This window comes from Streptomyces sp. C1-1 (assembly GCF_050214755.1).
In the GTDB taxonomy this organism is placed as follows: Bacteria; Actinomycetota; Actinomycetes; order Streptomycetales; family Streptomycetaceae; genus Streptomyces.
In genome coordinates this window covers 5,777,123-5,802,150 of record NZ_CP189826.1, presented here as the reverse complement: position 1 = coordinate 5,802,150, position 25,028 = coordinate 5,777,123, and the positions used below count along the sequence as shown (strand labels likewise).

At 71.7% G+C, this 25,028-nt stretch carries 23 protein-coding genes; 9 read left to right on the top strand and 14 right to left on the bottom strand.

From position 1 onward, the window contains the following. Positions 1-28: 28 nt before the first annotated feature. The 7 genes from ACQF4J_RS26600 to rsmI form a co-directional block, all read right to left on the bottom strand. A complete protein-coding gene (locus ACQF4J_RS26600; RefSeq protein WP_351565145.1) occupies positions 29-1,177 on the bottom strand; it encodes a peptidoglycan recognition protein family protein in 1,149 nt (382 codons plus the stop codon). A 150-nt stretch (positions 1,178-1,327) separates the two neighbouring features. Further along, a complete protein-coding gene (locus tag ACQF4J_RS26595; protein WP_351565142.1) occupies positions 1,328-2,236 on the bottom strand; it encodes a 4-(cytidine 5'-diphospho)-2-C-methyl-D-erythritol kinase in 909 nt (302 codons plus the stop codon). Continuing rightward, on the bottom strand, positions 2,233-3,141 hold the full coding sequence (rsmA, locus tag ACQF4J_RS26590) for a 16S rRNA (adenine(1518)-N(6)/adenine(1519)-N(6))-dimethyltransferase RsmA (protein ID WP_351798835.1): 909 nt from the start codon (positions 3,139-3,141) through the stop codon (positions 2,233-2,235). Before rsmA ends, ACQF4J_RS26595 begins: the two co-directional genes overlap by 4 nt. Positions 3,142-3,185: 44 nt before the next feature. Next, complete coding sequence (locus ACQF4J_RS26585) at positions 3,186-4,682, bottom strand: ubiquitin-like domain-containing protein (protein ID WP_427166932.1); 1,497 nt, start codon at positions 4,680-4,682, stop codon at positions 3,186-3,188. Between the two features lie 116 nt (positions 4,683-4,798). Continuing rightward, positions 4,799-5,686 carry a TatD family hydrolase gene (locus ACQF4J_RS26580; protein ID WP_351565133.1) on the bottom strand — a complete coding sequence of 296 codons (888 nt, stop codon included), beginning with the start codon at positions 5,684-5,686 and terminating at the stop codon, positions 4,799-4,801. A gap of 46 nt (positions 5,687-5,732) precedes the next feature. After that, positions 5,733-6,146 (bottom strand): hypothetical protein, encoded by a 414-nt coding sequence (locus tag ACQF4J_RS26575; protein ID WP_351565130.1) that lies wholly within the window; start codon positions 6,144-6,146, stop codon positions 5,733-5,735. Positions 6,147-6,391: 245 nt separating this feature from the next. Beyond that, positions 6,392-7,252: a 16S rRNA (cytidine(1402)-2'-O)-methyltransferase gene (gene rsmI / locus ACQF4J_RS26570; RefSeq protein ID WP_351565127.1), complete on the bottom strand. Its 861-nt coding sequence runs from the start codon at positions 7,250-7,252 to the stop codon at positions 6,392-6,394. Between the two features lie 96 nt (positions 7,253-7,348). Here rsmI and ACQF4J_RS26565 point away from each other — a divergent pair, with 96 nt between their 5' ends. From ACQF4J_RS26565 to ACQF4J_RS26555, 3 genes are all read left to right on the top strand, one after another. After that, positions 7,349-9,088 carry a dolichyl-phosphate-mannose--protein mannosyltransferase gene (locus ACQF4J_RS26565; RefSeq protein WP_427166931.1) on the top strand — a complete coding sequence of 580 codons (1,740 nt, stop codon included), beginning with the start codon at positions 7,349-7,351 and terminating at the stop codon, positions 9,086-9,088. Between the two features lie 95 nt (positions 9,089-9,183). After that, complete coding sequence (locus ACQF4J_RS26560) at positions 9,184-10,809, top strand: penicillin-binding transpeptidase domain-containing protein (protein ID WP_427166930.1); 1,626 nt, start codon at positions 9,184-9,186, stop codon at positions 10,807-10,809. Between the two features lie 112 nt (positions 10,810-10,921). After that, entirely contained in the window at positions 10,922-12,592 is a 1,671-nt protein-coding gene (locus ACQF4J_RS26555) for a penicillin-binding transpeptidase domain-containing protein (protein ID WP_427166929.1), read from the top strand. 43 nt (positions 12,593-12,635) lie between these two features. On the opposite strand, the gene ACQF4J_RS26550 is transcribed toward ACQF4J_RS26555, so the two are convergent. Then, positions 12,636-12,983 carry an SsgA family sporulation/cell division regulator gene (locus ACQF4J_RS26550; protein ID WP_351565117.1) on the bottom strand — a complete coding sequence of 116 codons (348 nt, stop codon included), beginning with the start codon at positions 12,981-12,983 and terminating at the stop codon, positions 12,636-12,638. Between the two features lie 166 nt (positions 12,984-13,149). Between ACQF4J_RS26550 and ACQF4J_RS26545 the strand changes: the two genes are divergently transcribed. The 6 genes from ACQF4J_RS26545 to ACQF4J_RS26520 all read left to right on the top strand — a co-directional run bounded on the left by ACQF4J_RS26545 (position 13,150) and on the right by ACQF4J_RS26520 (position 18,043). Further along, positions 13,150-14,208 (top strand): energy-coupling factor ABC transporter permease, encoded by a 1,059-nt coding sequence (locus ACQF4J_RS26545; protein WP_427166928.1) that lies wholly within the window; start codon positions 13,150-13,152, stop codon positions 14,206-14,208. Between the two features lies 1 nt (position 14,209). Further along, a complete protein-coding gene (gene cbiQ, locus ACQF4J_RS26540; RefSeq protein ID WP_351565112.1) occupies positions 14,210-14,971 on the top strand; it encodes a cobalt ECF transporter T component CbiQ in 762 nt (253 codons plus the stop codon). Continuing rightward, entirely contained in the window at positions 14,959-15,735 is a 777-nt protein-coding gene (locus ACQF4J_RS26535; RefSeq protein WP_351565109.1) for an energy-coupling factor ABC transporter ATP-binding protein, read from the top strand. The genes cbiQ and ACQF4J_RS26535 overlap by 13 nt, the downstream gene beginning before the upstream one ends. Positions 15,736-15,745: 10 nt before the next feature. Beyond that, positions 15,746-16,216, top strand: a complete 471-nt coding sequence (locus tag ACQF4J_RS26530; protein WP_351565107.1) for a MarR family winged helix-turn-helix transcriptional regulator — start codon at positions 15,746-15,748, stop codon at positions 16,214-16,216. Between the two features lie 160 nt (positions 16,217-16,376). Then, the gene (locus tag ACQF4J_RS26525) at positions 16,377-16,838 is read left to right on the top strand and encodes an organic hydroperoxide resistance protein (RefSeq protein WP_351565514.1); all 462 of its coding nucleotides are present in this window, start codon (positions 16,377-16,379) and stop codon (positions 16,836-16,838) included. Positions 16,839-16,876: 38 nt separating this feature from the next. Next, on the top strand, positions 16,877-18,043 hold the full coding sequence (locus ACQF4J_RS26520; RefSeq protein ID WP_427166927.1) for a serine hydrolase domain-containing protein: 1,167 nt from the start codon (positions 16,877-16,879) through the stop codon (positions 18,041-18,043). A gap of 22 nt (positions 18,044-18,065) precedes the next feature. Here the strand turns inward: ACQF4J_RS26520 and ACQF4J_RS26515 are convergent, their stop codons facing one another. From ACQF4J_RS26515 to ACQF4J_RS26490, 6 genes are all read right to left on the bottom strand, one after another. Continuing rightward, positions 18,066-18,341, bottom strand: coding sequence for a DUF1876 domain-containing protein (locus tag ACQF4J_RS26515; RefSeq protein ID WP_351565100.1), 276 nt, complete (start codon positions 18,339-18,341; stop codon positions 18,066-18,068). 68 nt (positions 18,342-18,409) lie between these two features. Then, positions 18,410-21,166 carry a phosphoesterase gene (locus ACQF4J_RS26510; protein WP_427166926.1) on the bottom strand — a complete coding sequence of 919 codons (2,757 nt, stop codon included), beginning with the start codon at positions 21,164-21,166 and terminating at the stop codon, positions 18,410-18,412. A gap of 4 nt (positions 21,167-21,170) precedes the next feature. Then, positions 21,171-22,529, bottom strand: a complete 1,359-nt coding sequence (locus ACQF4J_RS26505) for an ABC transporter permease (RefSeq protein ID WP_427166925.1) — start codon at positions 22,527-22,529, stop codon at positions 21,171-21,173. Then, positions 22,526-23,470 (bottom strand): ABC transporter ATP-binding protein, encoded by a 945-nt coding sequence (locus ACQF4J_RS26500; protein WP_351565088.1) that lies wholly within the window; start codon positions 23,468-23,470, stop codon positions 22,526-22,528. The genes ACQF4J_RS26505 and ACQF4J_RS26500 overlap by 4 nt, the downstream gene beginning before the upstream one ends. 199 nt (positions 23,471-23,669) lie before the next feature. Beyond that, entirely contained in the window at positions 23,670-24,515 is an 846-nt protein-coding gene (locus tag ACQF4J_RS26495; protein WP_427166924.1) for an EamA family transporter, read from the bottom strand. Then, positions 24,512-25,021 carry a YbaK/EbsC family protein gene (locus ACQF4J_RS26490; protein WP_427166923.1) on the bottom strand — a complete coding sequence of 170 codons (510 nt, stop codon included), beginning with the start codon at positions 25,019-25,021 and terminating at the stop codon, positions 24,512-24,514. Before ACQF4J_RS26490 ends, ACQF4J_RS26495 begins: the two co-directional genes overlap by 4 nt. Between the last annotated feature and the right edge of the window lie 7 nt (positions 25,022-25,028).

Sequence of the window (25,028 nt, the reverse complement as noted above, 5' to 3'; positions counted from 1 at the left end):
AGCGATCGGCCTGTGGACAACGGCTCGCTCAGCGGGCGGCGTCCGCGCGGACCTCGGTCAGGAGGTCGTACATCGTCTGGCCGGGGCAGTCGGTCTGGAGCCAGTCGCGGTGGCCGCCGACCGTCGTGACGGTCTTGGTGACGCCGTTGACGGGGTTGGTGTAGGTGATCTGCGCCTGCGGGTCGAGGCCCTTGAAGCGGGCGATCACCTTGATCAGGCGGGTCAGCGAGGCTTTGGCCGCGTCGGTCGGGCCCTGGTCGGTCAGAGTGCCGAGAAGGGCGATGCCGAGGTTTCCGGAGTTGTAGCCGGCGGTGTGGAAGGCGGTGACCAGGTCGCCGTCGGGGCCGAAGGCGGGGATGCCGTCGTCGCCGGAGTAGCGGCCCTCGTAGACGTCGCCGGCCTCGTCGATCAGGAAGTGGTAGCCGATGTCGCCCCAGTCCAGGGTGACCGCGTGGTACTCGTAGATCGCGCGCACGGTCGCGGCCGGGTCGGGGTCGCCGTTGGGCGTGTCCGTGTGGTGGACGGTGATCGACTGCAGTGCGTAGTACTTCTCCGGCGAGTTGACCTTCCCGTCCTTGTACCGCTTGGACTCGTCGGCGCCCCAGGCGGGCCGGGACAGATAGCGCACGCCACGCACGCGCGTGGGCTGCGAGGGCACCTGGAAGGTGCGGTCGGGCCCGCGGGCGGTGTCGATCGCGAGCGAGCGCACGTCACTCGTACCGCCCTGCGCCCTCACCTCGTACGTCTTCGCGTTGCCGGCCGCCACCAGGGCCGTGCCACCGCCGTCGACGGTCGCGCAGCCGCCGGTGAGCGGCTGGAAGCCGGCGTCGCCGGGGAAGCGGATGCCCGCGCCGCCCGGGTCGCCGCTCCAGCGCACGCCTACGTAGGAGGCGGCGAAGGAGGTGGTGGCGGTACCGGTGCCGGTGGCGGCGGCCGAGCGGGTGGCCGGGAACTTCTCCGGCGTGGTGGCGGCATCGCCGCCGGAGGCGGAGCCCGAACCGGACCCGGATTCGGCGTTCGAGGCGGAACCGGGGTCGGACTCGGTGGCGGCGAAGACGGCCGGCGTCAGGACGGCCGCGCCGGCCACGGCCACGCCGGCGCCGATCGCGCCGCGGCGGGACAGGGACCGCTTGCGGCGGTGGGTGTGGGCGGGGGTGGGGGGTTCGGACTCGGGCACGAGTGATCCTTCGGCTGTGCAGAGGTCGTACGCGCAACAGCAAGCGCTTGAAGTATCAACGGACCTTATCCGCCTCACGCACCCCGCCCGTACCGCGGTCGCGGTACGTTCCTGTGGAGATCGGGCGAAGATCCCCGCGCGGATGTGCCCCTACGCCGACGTGCCCCCGAGCACCGTCGCGCCCGGCGCCGGCCCCGACGTCGTACGCACCGTGCGGCAGGTGCCGGAGGCCTCCAGCGCCTCCGCCACCTTCGCCGCCGACCGCGCGTCCCGGGCGAGGAACGCCGTCGTGGGCCCGGAGCCGGAGACGAGCGCGGCGAGGGCGCCGGCGGCGCGGCCCGTGGCCAGGGTGTCGGCGAGCTCCGGGAAGAGCGAGAGGGCGGCGGGCTGCAGGTCGTTGGAGACGGCGGTGGCGAGCGCGTCCGCGTCGCCCTTCGCGAGGGCGTCGAGCAGCTCCTGCGAGGCGACCGGCTCGGGGACGTCGAGGCCCTCGGTGAGCCGGTCGAACTCGCGGAACACGGCCGGCGTCGACAGCCCACGCCCGGCCATCGCGAACACCCAGTGGAAGGTGCCGCCCACCTCCAGCGCGGTCAGCTGTTCGCCGCGCCCGATGCCGAGCGCCGCCCCGCCGACCAGGCTGAACGGCACGTCGCTGCCCAACTCGGCGCAGATGGCGAGCAGTTCGGCGCGCGAGGCGCCCGTGCGCCACAGCGCGTCGCAGGCCAGCAGCGCGCCCGCGCCGTCCGCGCTGCCGCCCGCCATGCCGCCCGCGACCGGGATGTCCTTGGCGATGTGGATGTGCACGGCCGGCTCGATGCCCCGCCGTTCGGCGAGCGCGAGCGCGGCCCGCGCGGCGAGGTTCGTACGGTCCAGAGGGACCTGGTCGGCGTCGGCGCCCTCGCAGGTGACGCGCAGCTCCTCGGCCGGCGTCACGGTCACCTCGTCGTAGAGGCCGACCGCGAGGAAGACGTTGGCCAGGTCGTGGAAGCCGTCGGGCCGGGCGGCGCCCACCGCGAGCTGCACGTTGACCTTGGCGGGGACGCGGACGGTGACGCTCACTGGGGACGGGGCTCCTTGTGGTCGACGGGCTCGGCGGCGCCGGCCCGCTTGTTCTCTGCGATGCGCGCGAACTCCTCGACGGTGAGCGCCTCACCGCGCGCCTGTGGCGACACCCCGGCGGCGACCAGGGCCGCCTCCGCCGCCGCGGCCGAACCGGCCCATCCGGCGAGCGCGGCCCGCAGCGTCTTGCGGCGCTGCGCGAAGGCGGCGTCGACCACGGCGAACACCTCGGCCTTGGAGGCGGTCGTCCTGACCGGCTCGGCGCGCCGGGTGAGCGCCACGAGGCCGCTGTCGACGTTCGGCGCGGGCCAGAAGACGTTCCGCCCGATCGCCCCGGCCCGCTTGACCTCGGCATACCAGTTGGCCTTGACGGACGGCACGCCGTACACCTTCGAGCCGGGCCCGGCGGCGAGGCGGTCGGCGACCTCGGACTGGACCATGACCAGGGTGCGCTCGATGCTCGGGAAGGTGTCGAGCATGTGCAGCAGGACCGGTACGGCGACGTTGTACGGCAGGTTCGCCACCAGCGCCGTCGGGGCGGGGCCGGGCAGCTCGGCGACGTGCATCGCGTCGGAGTGGACCAGCGCGAAACGCCCGGCGCGCTCCGGCATGCGGGCCGCGACGGTCGCGGGCAGCGCGGCGGCCAGTACGTCGTCGATCTCCACGGCGGTGACGTGCTCGGCGGCCTCCAGCAGCGCGAGCGTGAGCGAGCCGAGCCCGGGGCCGACCTCCACCACCACGTCGTCGGGGCGGACTTCGGCGGTGCGGACGATACGGCGGACCGTATTCGCGTCGATCACGAAGTTCTGACCGCGCTGCTTGGTGGGACGCACACCGAGGGCGGCCGCGAGTTCACGTACGTCGGCGGGGCCGAGGAGGGCGTCTGGGGCGGGGCTGCTGCTCACGGGACAAGGGTACGGGGGCGTCGGCGCGCCCCCGTCCGCGCGCCTCACCCGTGCAGGCGCGCCCCGCAGTGCGGCCAGGGGCTCGCCCCGCGCCGCACATACAGCTTCTTCGCCCGCAGCGTCTGCTCCTCGGCCGTCGCGTCCTGCGGCCGCCCGCTGCCGCCGAGGCTGTGCCAGGTGCGGGTGTCGAACTGGTACAGGCCCCCGTAAGTCCCCGAGGGGTCGACGGCGTCCGGCCTGCCGCCCGACTCGCACGCCGCCAGCCCGTGCCAGTTCAGGCCGTCCCCCCCGTGCACGGACGTCGGCAGCGGCTTGGTGCCGACCCTGACGATCTGCCTGCGCGGCTCGCGCACCACGTCGGAGTCGGTCCTGCGCGGCTTCTGCCGGACGCCGTTGACGGTGCGCAGGGCGTAGGTGTTGCGCCGCAGCCCCGGCTGCCCGGTCTGCTCGACGACCTCCGTCCCCTTGAACAGCGTGGGATCGTTCCTGCGCTCCGTCTCGAACGGGATCGGCTCCTCGCGGACCTCCTCGCTGCCGGTCACGCGCAGCACGGTCACCGTCTGTCCGTCGCGCGGGAAGCTGTCGCCCGGGACGGACGTCGTGTCCTTGCCGCGCAGGGTGACGCCGGCCTCCTCGACCGCCTCGCGCACGGTCGCCGCGTTCGTGCGTACGGTGCGGGCGCGGCCGTCGGCCATGATCGTCACGGAGCGTTCGGTGCGGACGTCGAGGGCGAGGCCGGCGCGTCCGATGGACTGGGAGCGCGAGACGGACATGTACGCGCCCTCCGCACGTACGCCCAGTTGGTCGAGCGCCCCTTGCACGGTGTGCGCCGTCGTCCACACCTCGCGCCGGTGTCCGTCGAGCGTGAGCCGCACAGGGCGGCCGTAGCGCACCGCCACCTCGTCGCCGCTGGCGAGCGCCGAGCCGGGGGCGGGCGCGACCACGTCGTGCTCCCCCACGGCGACACCCTCCTGCGCGAGGAGCTCCGTCACGTCGTCCGCGAAGGTGTGCAGGGTGCGCGGCTTGCCGTCGACGGTCAGCTCGATCGCCTTGTCGTTGGCGACGAACGCGGAGGTGCCGCCGGCAAGGAAGGCGACGACCAGCGCCTGCGGCAACAGGCGGCGCACGGAGCTGTCCGGGCGCTGGGCGTACCGGACCTTGCGACGGCGCGCACCACGCCCGCTCGCGACGGCGCGCGCGGCCTCGTCGGGCGCCCCCTCGGTCACCGCGCGCCCCGCCTGGCGCGGGAGCGCTGCCTCGTAGGTCTCGCGCGCCGCATCGGCACCGCTTCCGTACGCCTCGTACGCCTCGTACGCCTCGTACGCGGGTGCGTACGCGTCTCCGTACGCCTCGGGCAGCGTCAGCGCGCTGTGCACGTCGAAGCCGCGGTCGTACCCTCCGCCGAACTCCTGGTCGAAGCGGTCGCCGAAGCGGTCGTCGAAGCCGTCTCCGAGGTCGTCGTACCCCGGTGGTGGCGGGTAGGCCGCGGCCGGCGCGGCCGGGCCGTACGCCTCATACGTCTCGTACTGCGAGTTGCTCACGCCGACACGCTCCAGGGGCTGTTGGTCCAGCGGGGTCCGGATCGGGCCCACAGAACCTAGCGGAGCGGCCGTCACTCTCCAAAGCGACTCGGCTACGCACAGTCGTGCGTTATGGGTCAGTAACCGAAGGCGCGGGCCGTGTTCGCGGCGAGTGCCGTCGCCAGGACGTCCTCGTCGACGCCCCGGACGGCGGCCATGGCACGCACCGTGACCGGAATGAGATAGGGGGCGTTGGGCCGTCCGCGGTAAGGCACCGGGGTGAGGAAGGGCGCGTCGGTCTCCACCAGGAGCAGCTCCGCGGGGGCCACCGCCACGGCGTCGCGCAGGTTCTGGGCGTTCTTGAAGGTGACGTTGCCGGCGAAGGACATGAAGTAGCCGGCGCGGGCGCACGTCTCGGCCATCTCGGCGTCGCCGGAGTAGCAGTGGAAGACGGTGCGCTCCGGGGCGCCCTCCTCCTTCAGCACGCGCAGTACGTCCGCGTGGGCGTCGCGGTCGTGGATGACGAGCGCCTTGCCGTGCCGCTTGGCGATCTCGATGTGGGCGCGGAAGGAGCGCTCCTGCGCCTCCTTGCCCTCCGGCCCGGTGCGGAAGTAGTCGAGGCCGGTCTCGCCGACGCCCTTGACGTGGGGGAGCGCGGCCAGGCGGTCGATCTCCGCGAGCGCCTCGTCGAGCGCCGTGGCGCCCCCCGGTTCGCGCGCGCCCTGCCGGGACCAGCCGTCGGGGTCGCCGTGCACGATGCGCGGCGCCTCGTTCGGGTGCAGGGCGACGGCGGCATGGACGCTGTCGAACGCGGCCGCCGTCTGCGCGGCCCACTGCGAGCCCCGTACGTCGCAGCCGACCTGGACCACGGTGGTCACACCCGCCGACGCGGCCTTGGCGAGCGCCTCCTCCACCGTGCCGGACTGCATGTCGAGGTGGGTGTGGGAGTCCGCGACGGGCACCCCGAGGGGCGCCGGGAGCGGCGGCGCGCTCTTGTCACCGGTCTTCGCGCTGGAGGAAGGCATGCCCCGATCCTACGAAAGGGGCATGCCCTCCCGGCCCGCGGAGCTGTCAGCCCGCCTTGCGCTGGAAGGGGTGCAGGAGATCGGACAGATGCCAGTGGTGGGGTTCCTTCGGCTCCACGCCGTCGGCGGCCGGCTCCGGCGCCTCCACGGGCCCGGCCTGCGCGGCCTGCCGGTGGGACCGGTGCGCCGCGTCGTGCGCCGCGGAGACCCGCCCCGGCCCCATGATCCGGACGACGTGGGCGTCGCAGTTCTGGCAGCTCGGCCTGGACAGCGGGGAGGGGACGATCCGTCCGTTCGCCACGTACATCACGAACTCGTGGCCGTCGGCGTCCGTGTGGTGCTCTATCTCGTACGACTGCTCCCAGCCGTGCCCGCAACGCATGCAGGCGAAGGAGTACGACTCGTGGACGACCGCGGTGGCCGCGCCGCGCAGGGCGGTCTGTCCTTCGATCTCGCTCATGCCAGCTCCTCTTGTCCGCTGGACAAAGGGACGGGTGCGTCCCTTCACCCAGTGGACGCTTCCGGCGGCGTGAGCGCAGCAGGCCTGTCGAGTGTTGGATCCGATTTGGACTTTCCTTGCCGTACCACCCCCGCTCACCCCCTTGGGGCTTTGCTTTTCACGACAGCCCTTTGCCTGTCCGTGGGGCGCTCGCTCAGGAGAGATGCGCCCTGCTCAGAGGGGGTGTGGCGGACTTCACGAAAGCCTCACGAACCACTCGCCGAAGCAGCGTTCTTCGCGGCCACAACCGCGTCGAAGACCTCCCGTTTGGGCAGGCCCGCCTGGGCCGCGACTGCCGCGATCGCCTCCTTGCGGCGTTCTCCGGCCTCCTCGCGCACGCGCACACGGCGCACGAGCTCCTCGGCGCTCACGTCCTGTGCGCCCCGCTCGGGCGCCCCCTCCACGACCACTGTGATCTCGCCGCGCACCCCCTCGGCCGCCCACTCCGCGAGCTCCGCCAGGGGGCCGCGCCTGACCTCCTCGTACGTCTTGGTCAGCTCCCGGCACACGGCCGCCCGCCGGTCGGCGCCGAACGCCTCGGCCATCGCGGCGAGGGTGTCGTCGAGCCGGTGCGGGGCCTCGAAGTAGACGAGCGTGCGCCGCTCCTCGGCGACCTCCTTCAGGCGCGTCAGCCGCTCCCCCGCCTTGCGCGGCAGGAACCCCTCGAAGCAGAACCGGTCCACGGGCAGCCCGGACAGGGCGAGCGCGGTGAGCACGGCGGACGGGCCCGGCACGGCGGTGACCCGGATGTCCTTCTCGACGGCGGCGGCGACCAGCCGGTAGCCGGGGTCGGACACCGAGGGCATGCCGGCGTCCGTGACGAGCAGCACGCGCGCCCCGTTCACCAGTTCCTCGACCAGCTCGGGTGTGCGCGCGGACTCGTTGCCCTCGAAGTACGACACCACGCGCCCCTTGGGGGTGACGCCCATTGCCTGCGTCAGCCGCCTGAGCCGCCGCGTGTCCTCGGCGGCGACGAGGTCGGCCCCGGCGAGTTCCTGGGCCAGCCGCGGGGGCGCGTCCGCGATGTCGCCGATGGGGGTGCCTGCGAGTACGAGGATTCCGGTCACGTCCCCATCCTCCCAGGGAGGGACGGAAGCGAACGCATTCGAACCCTTACCTGCCATGCACGGGACTCACACAGAACCGTTCCCTACGATGGCGCGGTGACCAGTACCGCGTCCTCCCCGGACACCCGGCAAGGCCAGACACCCGAAGACCAGCGGCCGGCCTGGCAGCTGCGGCTGCGCCGCTTCGGATACTCGGCCGGGTCCAGAAGCGACGTCCGTGAGCGTCTGGTGCCGCCGTTCGTCGAACCGAGCCCCCGGCTGTGGCAGGTGCTCGGCGTGCGGCCGACGCTCGCCGCGCGGATCGCCCGCTGGTCGGGCTGGGGCGGCCCGCTGCTGGTGACGCTGCTGGCGGGCGTGATGCGGTTCTGGCACCTGGGCAGCCCGAACGCGGTGATATTCGACGAGACGTACTACGCCAAGGACGCCTGGGCGATCGTCCACCGCGGCTTCGAGGTCAACTGGGACAAGAACGCCAACGACCTGATCATCTCCTCCCACGGACACGTCAAGATCCCGACGGACGCGGCCTATGTCGTGCATCCGCCGGTCGGCAAGTACGTGATCGGGCTGGGCGAGATGATGTTCGGGTTCAACCCGTTCGGCTGGCGGTTCATGACCGCCGTGCTCGGCACGCTGTCGGTGCTGATGCTGTGCCGTATCGGGCGCCGGATCTTCCGTTCCACCTTCCTCGGCTGCCTGGCCGGCGCGCTGATGGCGGTGGACGGGCTGCACTTCGTGATGAGCCGCACCGCGCTGCTCGACGGCGTGCTGATGTTCTTCGTGCTGGCCGCGTTCGGGTGCCTGGTGATCGACCGGGACCGGGCCCGCGCCAGACTCGCGGCGGCCCTCCCGGTGGGCCAGGACGGCCTGGTGCGACCCGACGCGCACGTCGCCGAGACCACCTGGCTGGGCCTGCGCCCGTGGCGCTGGGCGGCGGCCGTGCTGCTGGGACTGGCGATCGGCACGAAGTGGAACGGCCTGTACTTCCTGGCCGCGTTCGCCCTGATGGCGGCGCTGTGGGACATCGGGGCGCGCAGGACGGCGGGCGCCCGGCACCGGATCTCGCTGATCTGGGTGGCCGAGTCGATCGTCTCGTGGGTGGTGATGTCCGTCATCGCGGTCACCGTCTACCTGGTCTCCTGGATCCGCTGGATCCTCTCCCCCGCGGACGGCTCCGGCGGCTACTTCCGCAGCTGGGCCGCGACCGACGGCCGGGGCGGGAGCTGGACCTTCCTGCCGGACTGGCTGCGCAGCCTGTGGCACTACGAGCACGAGGTGTACGAGTTCCACATCGGCCTGTCCTCGCCGCACACGTACATGTCCAACCCGTGGAGCTGGATCGTCGACGGCCGGCCGGTGTCGTACTTCTACGAGTCCCCCTCGCCCGGCGCGGACGGCTGCGCCGCCGACGCGGGCCAGAAGTGCGCCCGGGAGGTCCTGGCGATCGGCACACCGCTGCTGTGGTGGGTGGCCTGCTTCGCGGTCCTGTACGTCCTGTGGCGCTGGCTGTTCCGCCGCGACTGGCGGGCCGGGGCCATCGCCTGCGGCGTGGTGGCCGGCTATCTGCCCTGGTTCATGTACCAGGAGCGGACGATCTTCTTCTTCTACGCCGTCGTCTTCGTGCCGTTCCTGTGCCTGGCGGTGGCGATGCTGCTGGGCGCGGTCATCGGTCCGCCGGGCTCCAGCGACACGCGGCGGGTGGCCGGGGCGACGGGTGCGGGCGTCCTGGTGCTGCTGATCGCCTGGAACTTCATCTACTTCTGGCCCCTGTACACCGGCACGGCGATCCCGATCGACAACTGGCGTTCACGTATGTGGCTGGACACCTGGGTGTAGCCGGTTTTCGTCCCCACATGGGCAACTTCCCTCACGCCCGCCTCTCCCGCCGCCTACAGTGCGGAGGATCGTTGTACGGGGAAACGGGGAGAGACATGGCCAAGGGGGTCAAGGTCGCCGTCATAGGCAGCGTGTTCGCCGTGATGGTGGGCGGTGCCGGGTACGGCGCCTTCAACATCGTGTCGGCGCTGAACGGCGACGGGGGCGGCGGAGCGGCGTCCGTGAAGACGGGGCCGCCGAGCAAGGACGAGATCAAGCAGACGTCGGCGAAGTTCCTGGCCGCCTGGTCGAAGGGGGACGCGGCCCGGGCGGCCACGTACACGAACGACGACGCGGGCGCCGAGCCGCTGCTGACGGCCTACGGCGAGAGCGCGCACATCAAGGACGTGAAGATCACCCCGGGCGCGGCGAGCGGGGCGACGGTGCCTTTCACGGTCAGGGCGACGGTGTCGTACGAGGGCAGGTCCAAGCCGCTGACGTACAAGAGCGAGTTGACGGTCGTGCGGGGCAGGACCACCGGGCGGGCGCTGGTCGACTGGCGGCCGTCGGTCGTCCATCCGCAGCTGAAGACCGGCGACACGCTGGTCACGGGCGAGTCCGCGAGCCCGGAGATCGAGGCCGTGGATCGCGACGGGGCCGTGCTGACGAAGGAGAAGTACCCGTCGCTCGGGCCCGTCATCGACACCCTGCGCCAGCGCTACGGCGACAAGGCGGGCGGCACCCCCGGCGTCGAACTGGCCATCCATCACCAGGCGGAGGGGGTGGCCGACACGTCGCTGGTGACCCTCGCCAAGGGGAAGGCGGGCCGGCTGCGGACCACGATCAGCGCGAGCGCGCAGGCGGCGGCCGAGACGGCGGTGAAGAAGTTCGACCAGTCCTCGGTGGTGGCCGTCAAGCCCAGCACCGGTGAGGTGCTGGCGGTGGCCAACAACCGCACGGACCAGTTCAACGCGGCCTTCGAGGGCGAGGTCGCGCCCGGCTCCACGATGAAGATCATCACTGCCGCGATGCTCATCGACAACGGTGTGACCTCGATGAACGGCCCGGCGCCATGTCCGCCGAGCGCCACCTGGCAGAGCCAGACCTTCACCAACCTCAAGAACATGCAGCCCAACGAGAACGCCACGCTCGCCAACAGCTTCCTGCGTTCCTGCAACACCGCCTTCATCAAGCTGATCGACGAGAAGCCGCTCACCGACTCCTCGCTCACGCAGGAGGCCCAGGACCGTTTCGGGCTCGGCCGGGACAACTGGAAGACCGGCATCACCTCCTTCGACGGCAAGGTGCCCACGGTCAGCGGCCCGGACCGCGCCGCCAACGCGATCGGCCAGGGCCAGGTGCAGATGAGCCCGCTGAACATGGCGTCGGTCACCGCGACCGCCATCACCGGCCGCTTCCGCCAGCCGTATCTGGTCTCGCCGAACCTGGACGACCGCGAACTGGCCACCGCGAAGGGGCTGTCCGCGAGCACCTCCGCCCAGCTGACGCAGATGATGCGGCTCACCGCGAGCCAGGGGACGGCGATGAACGCCATGGCCGGGCTCCGGGGGGACGTCGGCGCCAAGACGGGTTCCGCGGAGGTCGACGGGCAGGCCGTCTCCAACAGCTGGTTCACCGGGTTCCGCAACGACATGGCGGCCGCGGCCATGACCGAGGAGGGCGGCCACGGCGGCACGGCGGCGGGCCCGATTGTCGCAGCTGTGCTACGGACGGCAGGCTGAAGTTTCCCCTCCGCTTGGGGACTCTAGGCTGGTGCCGTCGTTGGGATGGATGAGGGCTGGGTCCGCCGGGGCCCTGAGGGGACCCTGGGGATACAGCGGAGGAACGGGAACTGTGGGCAACAGAAGGCGCGTCGCCGAGCGACGGAAGACCAGGCCCGCCGTCATCGGCGGGATGATCGCCGTGGTCGTCGGCGGCGCCGGCCTCGGCGCCTACGCGCTCTACGGCCACGGGGCCTCGGCCGACGACGGGAGCACCTCGGCGTCCGCGGGCGACCACAAGCACGTCAAGACCGGCCCGTTGTCGGCGACCGAGGTGCAGACCGCCGCCACGAAGTTCCTGACGTCCTGGCGGACGGGCAAGGCCGACGTGGCCGCCGCCGTCACGAACGACCCGACGGTGGCCACCGCCCTGCTCACCGGTTACACCAAGGACGCCCACATCACGGGCGTCACCCTTACCCCGGGCACCCGGACCGGCGACAAGGTCCCCTTCTCCGTCAAGGGCACGGTCGCCTACAAGGGCATCAGCAAGCCGCTGGCGTACTCCAGTTCCCTGACGGTCGTACGCGACAAGGAGACCGGCAAGCCGCTGGTCGACTGGCACTCCTCCGTCGTCCACCCGGACCTGAAGGACGGCGACACGCTGGTCACCGGCGAGGCGGGGACGCCTCCGGTCAAGGCCTACGACCGTGACGGCGGCGAGCTGACGACCGCCAAGTACCCGTCGCTGGGCCCGGTCCTGGACGGCCTGCGCGAGAAGTACGGCAAGATCGCCGGCGGGAAGGCGGGCATCGAGCTGGACGTGGTGCGCGGCAAGGCCTCACAGAAGGCCAAGCTGTCCGACAAGACCCTGCTGACGCTGACCAAGGGCACCCCGGGCAAGGTGAAGACGACGCTGAGCCCCACCTTCCAGGCGGCGGCCGAGCGGCAGGTCGCCGCGAAGGACCGGTCCTCGGTCGTGGTCCTGCGCCCGTCGACCGGCGAGATCCTGGCCGTGGCGAACCACAACCCCGGCTTCAACGTGGCCTTCCAGGGCTCCCTGGCCCCCGGCTCCACGATGAAGGTCGTGACGTCGACGATGCTGTTCGAGAAGAAGCTCGTCAAGCCGGACCAGTCGCACCCCTGCCCCAAGACGTACAAGCTCGCGGGCTGGACCTTCCACAACGACGACAACTCGGAGATCAAGCAGGGCAGCTTCAAGCTCGCCTTCGGCGCTTCCTGCAACAACGCCTTCATCAACTTCGCGCCGAAGCTGTCCAACAGCGACCTGACGACGGAGGCCCAGCAGGTCTACGGCCTCGGCATGAACAACTGGGCCATCGGCGTCCCGACGTTCGACGGCTCCGTCCCGGTGCAGAGCGGTGCGCAGATGGGTGCCTCGCTGATCGGCCAGGGCGGGGTGCGGATGAACCCGCTGAACATGGCGTCGGTCTCGGCGACCGTGGAGTCGGGCGTCTTCCGCCAGCCGTACCTGGTCTCCCCCGACGTCGACCACCGCACGCTGGCGAAGGCCTCCCGGACGATGTCGTCGCAGACGCAGGGCTGGCTGAAGGAGGTCATGCGGTACACGGCGGGCTACGGTACGGCGGCCAAGGCGATGTCCGGGGTGAGTGGTGACGCCGGTGCGAAGACGGGCTCGGCCGAGGTGGACGGCCAGAAGAAGCCGAACGGCTGGTTCACCGCCTACCGGGGCGACCTCGCGGCGGCGGGTGTGGTCCAGGCGGGCGGTCACGGCGGTGACACGGCCGGTCCGATCGTGGCGGCGCTGCTGAAGATGGGCTGAGCCACGGCGTCCGGGCGCCGCCTGCGCGGGCGGGCGGTGCCGGTCAGCGGCTGACGGGTGCCGCCGCCATGTAGGTGCGGCGCAGGAACCTGAGCAGGGCCTTCGTCTCGAACTGCACCACCGAGACGCCCTGCGGGGAGTGGAACTCGACGACCGCCTGCACGCGGCCGCACGGCCATACGCGGACCTGTCCGGTGCCGGCCGGGGCACGCAGGCCCTGTTCGAGGAGCGAGCGGGAGCAGGTCCATTCGGGGGTGCCCGGGAGGGCGAAGCGCACCGAACGCGGGTCGGTCTCCGGGTCGTAGCGCAGGATGACGGGGACCGCTTCGTCGATCGGTATCGCGGTGTCGGAGACGATGTGGGCTCGCGCGTACTGTTCGACTACAGACATCGTGACGGCCCTCTCACGGAGCGTGACCTGTGCGGAATCTGTGCGTCCATTCCTTTTCTAATGTCCCATATTTTCTGGTTCACACCTCTTGACGAACGAGCATCGGACCGACATACGACCCACTCGCTCTTGCAAAAGATTCGCAACAAGGCACTATCATCGAACGGTGCATGTGCCTGACGGATTCATCAACGCGCCCGTCTCGGCCGCGACCGGCGTGGTCGCCGCCGCCGCCGTCGCCGTGAGCCTGCGCGGCGCACGACGCGAACTGGACGAGAGAACCGCCCCGTTGGCCGGTCTGGTGGCGGCGTTCATCTTCGCGGTGCAGATGCTCAACTTCCCCGTCGCGGCCGGTACCAGCGGGCATCTGCTCGGCGGGGCACTGGCAGCGATCCTCGTCGGCCCCTGCACCGGTGTGCTCTGCGTCTCCGTGGTCCTGCTCATGCAGGGGATCCTCTTCGCGGACGGCGGGCTGACCGCGCTCGGCGTGAACATCACGGACATGGCGATCGTCACGACGATCGTCTCTTACGCCGTCTTCCGTCTCCTGGTGAAGGTGCTGCCGCGCGGGCGGCGTTCGGTCACCGTCGCCTCCTTCGCGGCCGCGCTTCTTTCGGTGCCGGCCGCGGCGGTGGCGTTCACCCTCATCTACGCCGTCGGCGGGACGACCGACGTCTCCCTCGGCAAGGTCGCCACCGCGATGATCGGCGTGCATGTGCTCATCGGGCTCGGGGAGGCGGTGATCACGGCGCTCACGGTGGGCGCGGTGATCGCCGTGCGCCCGGATCTCGTGCACGGCGCGCGCGGCCTGCGCCAGCGCCTGAAGCTGCGCGTGAACGGCGCACTCGTGGACGTACCGGCTTCCGACGGGGCGCGCACGGCGCCCGTCGCGGCGCGCACCTCCCGCCGCGCGCTGTGGATCACCGGTCTCGCGACCTCCCTCGTCCTGGCCGGCTTCGTCAGCTTCTACGCCTCCTCCAGCCCCGACGGACTGGAGAAGGTCGCGCACGACAAGGGCATCGACAAGAAGGCCCAGCGGCACAGCTCGGCCGACTCGCCGCTGGCCGACTACGGCGTGAGGGACGTCGAGGACGCCCGCCTGTCCGGGGGGCTGGCGGGCGTGATCGGCGTCGGGGTGACGGTGGTCGCGGGGAGCGCGGTGTTCTGGGTCGTGCGCCGACGGCGTACGCCGGACGTCTCGCCGACGAGCACGAGCGCTGTCTGACATGGGCGCGGGACACGCACACAAGCTCTACCGGCACGGGCACTCCCCCGTGCACGCCCTGCCGCCGCACACCAAGCTCGCCGCCGCCTTCGCGTTCGTGGTGGTCGTCGTCTCGACCCCGCGGGAGGCGATGTGGGCCTTCGGTCTGTACGCCGTCCTCCTGGGCGCCGTCGCGCTCCACGCGCGCGTGCCCGCCGGCTTCGTCCTCAAGCGGCTGCTGATCGAGGTGCCGTTCGTGGCGTTCGCGGTACTGATGCCGTTCGTGGCGGAGGGCGAGCGGGTGGACGTCCTGGGGGTGTCCCTGAGCGTGAACGGCCTTTGGGGCGCCTGGAACGTGCTCGCCAAGGGCACGCTGGGCGTGGCCACGTCGGTCCTGCTGGCCTCCACCACGGAGTTGCGCGAACTGCTGCTGGGCCTGCAGCGGTTGAAGCTCCCGCCGCTGCTCGTCCAGATCGCCTCCTTCATGATCCGCTACGGCGACGTCATCACCGACGAGATGCGGCGCATGCGGATCGCGCGGGAGTCGCGCGGGTTCGAGGCGCGGGGTGTGCGGCACTGGGGGGTGCTCGCGAAGAGCGCGGGCGCCCTGTTCATCCGCTCCTACGAGCGCGGGGAGCGCGTGCACCTGGCCATGGTCAGCCGCGGATACGCCGGCTCGATGCCGGTCATCGACGAGGTGACCGCGTCCCGGGCGCAGTGGTCGTACGCCCTCGCCCTCCCCTTCGCCGCCCTTGTCGTCTGCCTGCTGGGATGGACCCTGTGACTGTCGAGACGCCTTCCCTGGAAGTGGCCGGACTGGCCTTCGCCTACCCGGACGGCCACCAGGCGCTGTTCGGCGTGGACTTCCGCGTCGAGCGCGGCGAACGGGTCGCGCTGCTCGGCCCGAACGGCGCGGGCAAGACGACCCTGGTGCTGCATCTCAACGGCATCCTGACCGGCGGCGCGGGAACGGTGACCGTCGCCGGACTGCCCGTCGGCAAGCGGCACATGGCGGAGATCCGGCGCCGGGTCGGGATCGTCTTCCAGGACCCGGACGACCAGCTGTTCATGCCGACGGTGCGCGAGGACGTGGCGTTCGGGCCGGCCGCGGCCGGGCTGCGGGGCGCGGAGCTGGAGGAACGGGTCGACCGGGCGCTCGCGCAGGTCGGCATGGCGGAGTTCAAGGAGCGTCCCCCGCACCACCTCTCCTTCGGGCAGAGGCGTCGCGTGGCCGTCGCCACGGTCCTCGCCATGGAGCCGGAGATCCTCGTCCTGGACGAGCCCTCCTCCAACCTCGACCCGGCGTCGCGCCGCGAACTGGCCGACATCCTGCGCGCCCTGGACGTCACGGTCCTGATGGTCACCCATGACCTGCCGTACGCCCTGGAGCTGTGCCCGCGCTCGCTGATCCTCAGCGAAGGGGTGATCGCCGCGGACGGCAGGACGGGCGAACTCCTCTCCGACGACGACCTCATGCGCGCCCACCGCCTGGAGCTCCCCTTCGGCTTCGATCCCCGTTCGGTGACGGCGGGCACGGGCCGTCCGTGAGAATGGGCGCGTGACGAACGAGGACCAGACGCCGGCCGTGACCTCGCCGCTGCTCGACGAGCAGCTGTGCTTCGCGCTGTACGCGGCCCAGCGGGCGGTGACCGCCGCCTACCGTCCGGTGCTGGAGGAACTCGGCCTCACCTACCCCCAGTACCTCGTGCTGCTCGTCCTGTGGGAGCGCGGCGAGACGACGGTGAAGGAGCTCGCCGCCGCCCTGCGGCTGGACTACGGCACGGTGTCGCCGTTGCTCAAGCGGCTGGAGAGCGCCGGGGTGGTGCGCCGGGAGCGCGCGGCCCACGACGAGCGCTCGGTGCTCGTCGCATGCACGGGGCACGGAGAGGAATTGCGGGAGCGTGCGGCATGCGTGCCGGGCGCCCTGCTCACCGCGACGGGGCTAGGCGCCGAAGAGGTCGCGCGGTTGCGCGAGGAGTTGTGGAGGCTCACGGAAAGGGCGCACGAGGCGGCAGAGCGCCCCGCCTGACAGCACGCGCCCCACAACACGGCGCGCGCCCCCACAACACGCTCCCACCTCCCGTTACCCCCGGTTGCATCCCCCCGACCCCTCACACCGACCTACCGGCCAGTACCTTGTGCACGATGTACTCGCGCGCACTCGTTCTGGGGGGCCATCCATGAGCGCCATGAGCGACGACCTGACCGTCGACACCGAGACGCCGGACACCCGTCCGACGAAGATCATGTATGTCGCCGAGGCGACCGCGCACGGCGGCCGGAACGGCTACGTCACCAGCCAGGACGGCCACATCCAGCTCAAGGTGGCGATGCCGCCGCAGCTGGGCGGCGACGGCGACGGCACCAACCCCGAGCAGCTCTTCGCGGCCGGGTACAGCTCCTGCTTCCACAACGCCCTGATCCTCGTCGGCAACCGCATGGGCTACGACCTCACGGGCTCGACCGTCGCCGCCAAGGTCGGCATCGGCCCCAACAAGACCCGCGGCTACGGCCTGGCGGTCGCCCTCAGCGTCTCCCTCCCGGTCCTGGACCCGGACATCGCGGCGAAGCTGGTGGACGCGGCGCACGAGGTGTGCCCGTACTCGAACGCGACCCGCGGGAACATCGACGTGACGATTCTGCTTGGTTGAGTAGGAGAGAGCGGCACAGCGCGAGGAGGAGTACGGACGTGGACGTGAACGGTGCGGTGGCCGAGGGCTTCGAGCCGGTCAGGGAAGCGTTCGTGCGGAACTTCGACGTGCTCGGGGACCGCGGCGCGGCGGTGGCCGTCTACCGGGACGGGCACCGGGTCGTCGACCTGTGGGCCGGGACCAGGGATGTCGACGGCACCGAGCCCTGGCAGCACGGCACCGCGCAGATCGTGCGCTCGGCGACCAAGGGCGTCGCCGCCGCCGTACTCCTGCTGCTGCACCAGCGTGGGGAGCTGGATCTGGACGCGCCGGTCGGCACGTACTGGCCGGAGTTCAAGGCGGCCGGCAAGGAGCGGACGCGGGTGTGGCACCTGCTCGCGCACCGGGCCGGCGTGCCCGTGCTGGACACGCCGCTCACGCCCGCGCAGGCCGCCGACCCGGTCCTCGGCGCCGAGGCGGTCGCGGCCCAGGCGCCGGTGTGGGAGCCGGGGACGGACCACGGGTACCACGCGCAGACGTACAGCTGGCTGACCGGCGAGCTGGTGCGGCGGGTGACCGGGCGGGAGATCGGCGAGTGGATCGCCGGGGAGATCGCGGGCCCGCTCGGCGCGGACCTGTGGCTCGGACTGCCCGACGGCGAGCGTGCGCGCGCGGGCCGGGTGGCGCAGATCGATCCCCCGGCCGAACCGCGCGGTCTCAGGCTCCGCCCCAAGCGGGAGGTCTCCGAGGCCTACGCCGACCCCGCCTCCCTCACCCGTCGCGCCTTCGCCGCGATCACGCCGCTGCCCGACGAGAACGACCCCGCCTACCGGGCCGCCGCCCTGCCCGCCTCCAACGGTGTCGCCACGGCGGACGGACTGGCCCGTTTCTACGCCTCGCTGATCGGCGAAGTGGACGGCGGCAGCCGCCTGTTCACGCCGGAGTCGGTCGAGCTGGCCCGCGCCGAACGCAGCGCCGGGCCGGACCGCGTGCTGGTCGTGGCGACCAGGTTCGGCCTGGGCTACATGCTGCACGGAGCGGCTTCCCCGCTGCTGTCCCCCGCCTCCTTCGGCCACCCGGGCCGCGGCGGCGCCCTCGGCTTCGCCGACCCCGAGTCGGGCATCGCCTTCGGCTATGTGACCAACGGTTTCAGGAAGAGCGTGACGGCGGACCCGAGGGCGCAGGCCCTCGTACGGGCACTGCGCGTGTCCCTCGGATCCGCCTGACGCTCAGATGTACACCTGACGCTCAGACGTTGATCGGATGAGAGGTCCGGCCGGAGGCCGAGTCGATCTCACCGTGCGCCTTGGTGAGCAGTTGCATGGCGAGTTCGTTCAGCGCCCGCGCGCCGGCGATCTCCTCACCGACCCTCGGCTGATTGGAGTCGGTGTGGTGGCGGCTCGCGTGCCCGTGGGCCCGTACCTCGGACCCGTCGGGCAGGCGAACCATCGCGACGGCCCGCGTGTGCGTCTCGTCCTCGCTGAACTCCATCTCCACGTGCCATCCCACAGCGGTGTGCATCATGACGATCACCTCCGGAACACCTGCTTCCAGAGTGCTCCCGGGGGCTGCTTCGCGCGAGGGGTGCCGGGTCAGCCGTCGGACTCCGCCGACGGGAGGTAGGCGCCGGGCACGTCGTTCGGCGCGTAGACCTTCTTGTCGCCGGGGTAGGGCTTGGTCCAGTTGTGGGTCTGGTACCAGGTGTAGCGGTTCATCTGCTCGTTGTTGGCGTAGTCGGGCACGGCGTGCGGGCCGGTCAGGCGCTGGTGCGAGGCCCAGGTCTGCCACTCGTCCGCGAGCGCCTGCTTGGCCTCGGGAACCGCGGCGGACGTCGGCGCGGCGGCCGCCGAGGGGTCCTGCGGCGCCGGGGTGTCGGAGCCGCAGGGCGGCTGGGGGCTGACGCCGAGGGTGAGGGAGGTGCGGTTGGGGACGGCCGTGAACGGCGTGCTGTCCGGCTTCAGGGTGAAGGCGCCGTACATCGGGGTGGCCGCGCTGTCCTTCTGGTTCATCGGGTGGATCCCGAGGATCTGCTCGATGGTGCGGATCATCGTGATCTGCGAGTAGTAGTGGCTGTCGACCGTGTCGCGCTGGGCCCAGGGGCTGATGATCTGGACCGGGGCGCGGTGGCCGTCGACGTGGTCGAGGCCGTTCTGGGAGTCGTCCTCGACGACGAAGATCGCCGAGTCCTTCCAGTACCTGCTGTGGGAGATCTCGTCGACCATGCGGCCGACGGCGAGGTCGTTGTCGGCGACCTCGGCGGCGGCGTTGGCGGGGCCGCCGGTGTGGTCGTTGGAGAACCAGAACATGTTGAGGTTCGCCGGACCGTTCTTCTCGAAGTCCTGCTTCCAGATCTGTTCCTTGTAGATGTCCGGGACGCTGAGGTCGAACATCGGGAAGCCCTGGACCGACACCTTGTTGAGGGAGGGGATCGCCGAGCCGGTCTGGATGGAGTACTGGGTCTGCGCGCCGGTGGCGTCCATGGTCTTGGCGTCGCAGTACAGGTTCTGCCAGGAGGCGTCGGCCGGCTTGCTCTCCAGCGACTGGAACTCGCCGAAGTCCTTGACGGACCTGCCGGCCGCCTGCGCGCCGCTCCAGATGAAGCCGGACTTCTGGTGGCCGAGGGCGTCGTTCTCGGTGTCGTAGCTGCGCTGGTACTCGCCGGCGGAGGACTCGGTGTACTCCGGGTTGTCCGACTGCATCAGCCAGTTGTGGCCCTCGGCGGAGTTCGTGCCGACGTCGTAGAAGTTGTCGTAGAGCCCGAACTGGTCGGCCAGGGCGTGCTGGTTGGGTGTGACGTTCTCGCCGAACGTCGTCAACGAGGAGTCGCCGTCGCCCTGCGGGAGGTCGCCGTAGACCTGGTCGTAGGTGCGGTTCTCCTTCACCAGAAGGAAGACGTGCTTGATCGTCGAGGGGTCGCCGAGGCGCAGCGGGACGGGGAGCGCCGGCACGTGGCCCTTGCCGTTCGAGGTGACGACGGAGCCGGGCGTCCAGCCGTTCTGCTTGAAGACCTTGGCGGTCTGGGCCCGTACGACGTGGTCGTCGGGCAGCGTGAACCGGGTGATGCTGGACGTGGTGTCGTGGGTGCCGTGGCCGCCCGCGGTGGTGGGGCGGCGGGCGTCGATGCCGCGGGTGTTGGAGACGACGACGTCGTCGCCGACGGTGGTGATCTGCGAGGGGAAGTAGTCGGTGGGCAGCAGGCCGACGTAACTGGCGGGTTCCTGCGGCGACTTGTAGCGGTAGACGGCGACGGCGTTCGCGCGGCCGAGGGTGACCAGCAGGCGGCCGTCGTCGGTGAGGGTGACCGAGTTCGGCTCGTAACCGACCTTCGCCTCCGGCCACGGCTGGGTCGCGATGGTCTGGACGACCTTGTCCTTGCGGGTGTCGATGACCGAGACGTTGTTGTCGGCGGTGTTGGTGACGAACACCGCGCCCTTCGCGGCGTGGACGGCGGTGGGGTGCAGGCCGACGTCGATGGAGCCGACCGCGGCGGACGGGTCGGTCGTGTCGATGACGCTGACGGTGCCGGTGGTGGTGGCCCCGGTGTCGGGGTTCGCCGGTACGTCGGTGCCGTAGGAGTTGATGGTGGTGTCGCCGTCCTTGGCCGGACGGCCGCCCTCGTTGCTGACGTACAGCTTGCCGTCGGCCAGGGCGAGGCCGCGCGGGGCGTTGCCGACGGCCCAGCTGTGCTGGACGGTTCCGGTCGCGGCGTCGATGGCGACGACGCGGTTCTGGCCGTTGACGGCGGAGTACACGGTGGAGCCGTCGGCGGAGAACACCGCGGCGCCGACGAGGGCGTGCTTGTCGCCGTCCGCCGGGATCGGGACGGCCACGGGGTTGGCGAGGGTGCCGTCGGAGCCGACGATGAACCTGGTGTAGCCGTCGGTCTGGCCGAGCCACAGCTGGGTGCCGTCGGGCGAGTAGGTGGGGCCCTCCTGGCCGACCGAGGCGCTCTTGATGCGCAGGTCGTCCGCCTTGTTGGTGCCGACTTTCTGGATCACCTGACCGGTGCTCAGGTCCATGATGACGAGGGAGGCGTCGCCGTCGGCGACCGAGGCGGCGAGGTGGCCGCCGTCCGGGCCGACCGTCGACGACATGATCTTGCCGTCGTTGACGACCGTGCGGCTGCCGTACGGCTTGAGGAACTGGTCGCTGGAGATGACCTGTCCGTCGGGGGTGTCCTCGGCGACCTGCCGGCTGCCGAACTGCCACGTCGAGGCGACGGCCGTGCCCGTGACGCCGAGGGCGACGGCGATGCCCGCCGTCACCAGCACGGCGCGGCGGCCGACGCGTCTGCCGAAGAGGTTGACCTGCTCCTTCTCGTTAACCCGGCGCTGCCGTGTTACCTGCATGGAACTATCCCTTCGAGGTGGGTTCGAGCAGCTCGACGTTGCCGTCGAACTGCCACAGCGGGTTCGGCGCGTCCCCTGTCGGGGTGCGCACCAGGAAGTAGCCGTTGACTTCCTTCGGCCCGTCGCCGTCGGCGACGAACCGCCCGTCCGAGGTGACGTCGAGCTGGTAGATGGCCTGGCCGGCCACCGGGACGCCGGGGATATGCCAGGTGACGACGCAGCGCCAGTCGTTGCCCGCGCCGCTCTGGGCGCCCTGGCCGTCGCTCTTGGTGCAGGCCGCGGTGGTCCGCAGCCGGGCCTCGGTGACGGCGGGGCGGTGGAGCTGTTCGGTCTGCAGGCGGTACAGGTGCGCGAAGGCGGTGGCCACCGACCGCTGGACCTTGTCCCGTGTGATGCCGGAGCCGCTTGAGGGGGTCGACACGGCGACCACGGCGACGGTGAGGGCGGTCAGGCCGGCCAGGGGCAGCAGCCCGAGGGTGATGGCGCGGCGCCCGGCGCCGTCGTAGGCGAGGTTGGTGAAGTCCCGGCGCAGGAACAGCAGATACGCCAGCGCGGTCGCGAGCAGCGCCCATACGAGGCTCACCGTGACGCCGATGAGGAGCGGGGCGAGCTGGGCCGGGCTGGTGAACAGGCCGTTCCAGGAAATGAAGGCGTAGCCGGGCAGCGCGAGGCGTACGGCGACCGGCAGCGGCAGCATCTGGGCGACCTGCATGCCGAGGGCGACGAGCGGGGGCAGCAGCAGACCCGTGGGGGAACGGCCCAGCGCGACCGAGCCGAGCAGGCCGATGGCGGCGAGGGCCAGGGTGGGGGCGAGGGCGGCGACCCAGGCCAGCAGGACGCGTACGGCGGTGTCGGAGGACGCCAGCCGGTGCCCGTCGAGGCCGATCAGGGGCTGGTCGCCGACCGAGGCGAGCCCGCCGGCCGTGCTGGAGAGGGCCAGCCCGGCCACCAGCAGCAGGATCACGGTGAGGCTGGCCAGGGACTTCGCAACGAAGATCCGGCGGGGTGAGCGGACGGCGACCAGCAGGTGCCGCCAGGTGCCGAGCCGGTCCTCGGAGGCGAAGACGTCGCCCGCGACGAGGGAGGTCAGCAGCGGGAGCGCCCAGGTGCCGGCGAAGCCGAGCATGACCAGTGGCCCGGCCCAGCCGGTGGCGTGCATCCAGCGGCCGAAGAGGGTGTCGGAGGGCAGGGTGCTCTGCTCGCCCACGCCGGCGACGAAGAGGCCCGGAGCGATCCAGCAGGCCAGCACCAGCAGGCGGATGCGCCACTGCGAGACCAGTTTGACCAGTTCGAAGCGGTAGCCGCGCGGGACGGAGACGGGCCGGGCGCTGACAACCTTGTCGTCGGCGACGGTGGCGCTCATCGGCCCGCCTCCTCACGCTGGTCGGTGAGGGCGAGGAAGGCGGCCTCCAACGGCGAGACCACGGGGGCCAGTTCACGGACCGCGACGCCCGAGCCGACGAGCGCGGCCACGAGTTCGTCGAGGGCGGGCACGAGCGCGCGCAGGACGATCGTCCCGGTGTCCGGCCGCGTACCCGGGTCGTCGACGACGTGGATGCCGGCCGCTTCGGCGGCCAGCCGGCGCGCGGCGTTCGGGTCGGACGTGCGCAGCCGGTAGTCGAGTTCGCGGTTCTCGGCGGCGAGCTTGGCCAGCGGGCCGGAGAAGACGACCCGCCCGGTGGCGAGGATGGTGACCTCGGAGCACAGGGCCTCCAGGTCGTCCATGCGGTGGCTGGAGAGCACGACGGCGGTGCCGTCCGCGGCGAGCCGGTTGAGGACGCCGTGCACATGCCGCTTGCCGGCCGGGTCGAGGCCGTTGGCGGGCTCGTCGAGGACCAGCAGCCGGGGCCTGGTGAGCAGGGCGGCGGCGAGGCCGAGCCGCTGGCGCATGCCGAGGGAGAAGCCGCGGGCCTTGTCGTCGGCGACGTCGGTGAGTCCGACCTGGTCGAGGGCTTCCTCGACCAGGGCCGTCCGCGCGTCCTCGCCGCGCAGCCGGGCCAGCGCGGCGAGGTTCTGACGTGCGGTCAGCGAGGGGTAGAGGCCGGGCCCGTCCACGAACCCGGCGACCCCGTCGGGCACGCCGAACGCCCGCCCGACGGGCATGCCGAGGATGTCGAGGCCGCCCGCGTCGGCGACGGCCAGGCCCAGCAGCAGGCCGAGCAGCGTCGTCTTGCCGGCGCCGTTCGGACCGACCAGGCCGTGGATCCGACCCTGCGTCACATCCAGGTCGACGGCGTCGAGTGCGACGACGTCGCCGAAGCACTTGGTGACCGCGCGGGCCCGGACTGCGTGGAGTGTGTCCATGAGTCCCTTCTTCCGGAATCCGTCGGGACCCTAGGGACGGCACACAACCCAGGCACAGACGGCCGGCTGAACGTTGGTGGAACGGATCGTCAAGGCATCGACAAATCGTGTGCACGACAACCCGAAGCAGAGGCGTGCTTGGCCAACGCTTGGCGAAACGTTCCGGACAACGTTGCCGGGGCCCGGCCGGGCGGCGGCGCTAACTCGCGTGCAGCATCAGCCCGATGCCCGCCACCAGAAGACTGGCGGCCATGATGCGGGGGGCTCCGAAGCGTTCCTTGAAGAACACGGCGCCGATCGCCGCGCCGACGATGATCGACGACTCGCGCAAGGCCGCGATCGGCGCGAGCTCCGCCTTGGTCTGGGCCCACAGGACGAGCCCGTAGGCGAGGACGGACAGGGCGGCGCCCAGCAGGCCCACGGCGGCGAACGGCCGCAGCACGGTGAGGAACTGCCCGCGCAGACGGGTCAGCGCGTACGCCGGGATCGCCACGCCCTCCACGGCCATCAGCCAGGCGATGTACCCGAGCGAGGAGCCCGAGGCCCGCACTCCCAGCCCGTCCACGACCGTGTACCCGGCGATGGTCAGCCCGGTCGCCAGGGCCGCGCCGATCGCCGCCCAGTTCGGCCGGCGTCCGCGCAGCCCCCACAGGGCGACCCCGGTCAGCCCCGCGCAGGACAGGGCGATCCCGGCCGCCGCCCACCCGTCGGGCACCTCGTGCGCGAAGACCGCGGCCAGCACGGTGACCACCAGCGGCGCGGTGCCGCGCGCGATCGGGTACGCCTGCCCGAAGTCACCGAGCCGGAAGGACTTCATCAACAGCACGTAGTAGGCGGCGTGGATGACGGCCGAGACGATCAGGTACGGCCACGCGGCCGCCGCCGGGACCGGCACGAACGGCACCATGGCCAGCCCGATCAGCATCCCGCCGCCCGCGATCAGCGTGAACCCGACCAGCTTGTCCGTAATCCGGTGGGCGATCGCGTTCCAGCTGGCGTGCGTGACCGCGGCGAACAGGACCGCCGTGGCGACCAGCGGGGTCACGACGCCGGCTCGCGCACGTCCACCAGGGTCGCGCCCGCGTGGGCGATCAGTTCCTTGGGCTCCATGGGGAAGACCGTGTACGGCGTCCCGGCGGCGGCCCACACCACCTCGTGCGCGAGCAGCGACCGGTCGGCCAGCACCTGGGTCCTCGTACGGTGCCCGAAGGGCGGTACACCGCCGATGGCGTACCCCGTCGTCTCCCTCACGACGTCCGCCTTGGCCCGCGTCACCTTCTCGGCGCCGAGTTCCTCCCGCACCCGCTCGACGTCCACCCGGGACGCCCCGTCCATCAGCACCAGCACCGGCACGCCGTCGGCCGCGAAGATCAGCGACTTGCAGATCTGGCTCAGCTCGCACCCGATCGCCGCCGCGGCCTCGGCCGCGGTGCGGGTCGCGTCCGGGAACCGGCGGACCCGGCCGTGCAGGCCGTCGAGGCCCAGTTCGCTCAGGGCGTCGGCGAAGCGTGGGTGGACTGCGGAACCGTCGGTGGCATCAGTGCTCGTCATGCACGGC

What these genes read in the sequence shown, in the direction of transcription:
- ACQF4J_RS26560 (WP_427166930.1), top strand. Translation starts at nt 9,184, where the DNA reads ATGGCCAAGGGGGTCAAGGTCGCCGTCATAGGCAGCGTGTTCGCCGTG.
- ACQF4J_RS26580 (WP_351565133.1), bottom strand. Translation starts at nt 5,686, where the DNA reads ATGCCTTCCTCCAGCGCGAAGACCGGTGACAAGAGCGCGCCGCCGCTC.
- ACQF4J_RS26500 (WP_351565088.1), bottom strand. Translation starts at nt 23,470, where the DNA reads ATGGACACACTCCACGCAGTCCGGGCCCGCGCGGTCACCAAGTGCTTC.
- ACQF4J_RS26550 (WP_351565117.1), bottom strand. Translation starts at nt 12,983, where the DNA reads ATGTCTGTAGTCGAACAGTACGCGCGAGCCCACATCGTCTCCGACACC.
- ACQF4J_RS26575 (WP_351565130.1), bottom strand. Translation starts at nt 6,146, where the DNA reads ATGAGCGAGATCGAAGGACAGACCGCCCTGCGCGGCGCGGCCACCGCG.
- ACQF4J_RS26510 (WP_427166926.1), bottom strand. Translation starts at nt 21,166, where the DNA reads ATGCAGGTAACACGGCAGCGCCGGGTTAACGAGAAGGAGCAGGTCAAC.
- cbiQ (WP_351565112.1), top strand. Translation starts at nt 14,210, where the DNA reads ATGGGCGCGGGACACGCACACAAGCTCTACCGGCACGGGCACTCCCCC.
- ACQF4J_RS26505 (WP_427166925.1), bottom strand. Translation starts at nt 22,529, where the DNA reads ATGAGCGCCACCGTCGCCGACGACAAGGTTGTCAGCGCCCGGCCCGTC.
- ACQF4J_RS26490 (WP_427166923.1), bottom strand. Translation starts at nt 25,021, where the DNA reads ATGACGAGCACTGATGCCACCGACGGTTCCGCAGTCCACCCACGCTTC.
- ACQF4J_RS26525 (WP_351565514.1), top strand. Translation starts at nt 16,377, where the DNA reads ATGAGCGACGACCTGACCGTCGACACCGAGACGCCGGACACCCGTCCG.
- ACQF4J_RS26515 (WP_351565100.1), bottom strand. Translation starts at nt 18,341, where the DNA reads ATGATGCACACCGCTGTGGGATGGCACGTGGAGATGGAGTTCAGCGAG.
- ACQF4J_RS26535 (WP_351565109.1), top strand. Translation starts at nt 14,959, where the DNA reads ATGGACCCTGTGACTGTCGAGACGCCTTCCCTGGAAGTGGCCGGACTG.